This is a genomic window from Cellulomonas hominis (assembly GCF_005239125.1).
GTDB lineage: Bacteria > Actinomycetota > Actinomycetes > Actinomycetales > Cellulomonadaceae > Cellulomonas > Cellulomonas hominis_A.
The window spans coordinates 1-1,806 of sequence record NZ_SZYE01000323.1; the positions used below are offsets into that span (position 1 = coordinate 1).

General features: G+C 80.7%; 2 protein-coding genes. One reads left to right on the forward strand and one right to left on the reverse strand.

Annotated elements, in window-relative coordinates; genetic code table 11:
* The coding region (locus FA014_RS19345; protein ID WP_230323451.1) for a cell division protein PerM at positions 1-1,339 on the forward strand (1,339 nt) is incomplete at its 5' end.
* Positions 1,340-1,397: 58 nt separating this feature from the next.
* Here the strand turns inward: FA014_RS19345 and FA014_RS20375 are convergent.
* A partial coding sequence (locus FA014_RS20375) for a hypothetical protein (RefSeq protein ID WP_195969395.1) occupies positions 1,398-1,806 on the reverse strand: 409 nt, incomplete at its 5' end.

Consider the following 1,806-nt stretch of genomic DNA (forward strand, 5'->3'; position numbering starts at 1 on the left):
CGGGGGCCGCGGCGCCGGCCCGGGGGGCCCCGGGGGCGCGGGCCAGGGTGGCCCGGGCCAGGGTGGCCCGGGCCCGGGTGGCTCCGGCCGGTCCCGGCGCCGCGTCGTGGACGACGGCGCCTCGCCGCGGTTCTTCGTCAGCGACCTCGACGGCGCCCCGCGGTGGGTCGGCGGCATGCTCGCCGGGCTGCAGGCGGCGCTGCTCTCGCTCCTCGTCGTCGTGCTGCCGGCGATCGCGGCCTACGTCGCCACCTCCGCCGCCCCGGCGACGACGGGCATCCCGTGGACCCGCGCGGTCGAGGTGGCCGCCGGGCTGTGGCTGCTCGGGCACGGCGTCCCGATGACCGCCGCCCCGTCGATGACGCTGGTGCCGCTGGGCCTGACCGCGCTCGCGGTGTTCGGCTGCTACGCGTCCGCGCGTCGCTCCGGCTACGCCACCCGGTCGGCGTTCGGCGCCGGCGTCGGCGCGTACCTGGGGGTGGTGCTCGTCGTCGGGCTGGCCACCGGGGTGCCGCTGCTGCACCTGGGGACCGGGCTGCTCGGCGGGGCGGTGGTCGCCGCGACCGGCCTGGGCGCCGGCCTGCTGCGCCGCCCCGAGGCGCCCCGGTTCCGGGACGTCGTGGAGCCGGTGCGGTCCCGGCTGCCCGAGCCCGTCGCGCACGGGATCGCCGCCGGCACGACCGCGCTCGCGACGCTGGTGCTGCTCGCCGCCGCCCTCGCCACGCTCTGGGTGGTGACCGGCCGCAGCGCCGTCGCCGAGGTGGTCGGGAGCTTGCGGCTCGACGCGGTCGGCGGCGTGGTGCTCGCCGTCGGGGAGCTCGCGTACGCGCCGACGCTGGTGCTCTGGGCGTTCGCCTGGCTCGCGGGCCCCGGGTTCGCGGTCGGCACGGGCACGTCGTTCGCCGTCGGCGGGGTGCAGGCGGGTGCGCTGCCGGCGGTGCCCCTGCTCGGGGCGCTCCCGGCCCCGGACGTCGCGGGCGGGGTGCTCGTCGCCGTCCCGGTCGTCACGCTGCTCGCCGGGGCCGCCGCCGCGCTGGTGCTGCGCCGCCGGCTGGTCACCGAGCGTGCCCTCGACGCCCCGGTCGCGGGGCTGGTGTCCGCCGCGGCCGCGGGGTTCGGCGCCCTGGTGCTCGCGGCGCTCTCGCGCGGGGGCATCGGACCGGGGCGGATGACCCAGCTCGGGCCGGAGCCGGTGCTCGTCGCGCTCGCCGTGGCCGGCGGGGTGGCGGTCGGTGCGCTCGTGGTGCTGCTGCCCGGCGACCGGCACGTGCGCGCGGCGGTCGCCGGCGCGGCGCGACGGGTGTGGTCGGCCACGGCGGGGCGGGCCCGCCGGGACTGACCGGCCGGGCCGGGCCTGCTCGCCGCCGCCGGGCGGGGGTGGTCCGGCGGCAGGGGCTTCAGCCGCGGCCGCCGGTCAGGCGGTTCGTCAGGTCCCCGACCGCGTCGTCGTAGGCGCGCTCGCACGCCGCCTCGGCCGACCGCGTCAGCGCACCCTGCAGGCACGCCTGCCGGTCCGCGTCGATCCGCCAGGTCGCCAGCGAGCCGAGCGACCCGACCAGCACCAGGCCCGTCATCAGCAGCCCCGCGACGAGCATGGCCCCCACGCCGCCCCGCAGCCCCGACCGGAGCACGGCGCGCAGCGCACGGACGCCGGTGACCACGGCACCGACCAGGAACGCGATCGCGGCGAAGCGCCACGGCAGCGGCAGCAGGGTCACGGCGACGCCGGCCAGCAGCCACACGCCGAAGTGCCGCACCAGGCGACCGACCCGGGCCAGCGCCTCGGGCGACGGCGGCGGCGCCGCC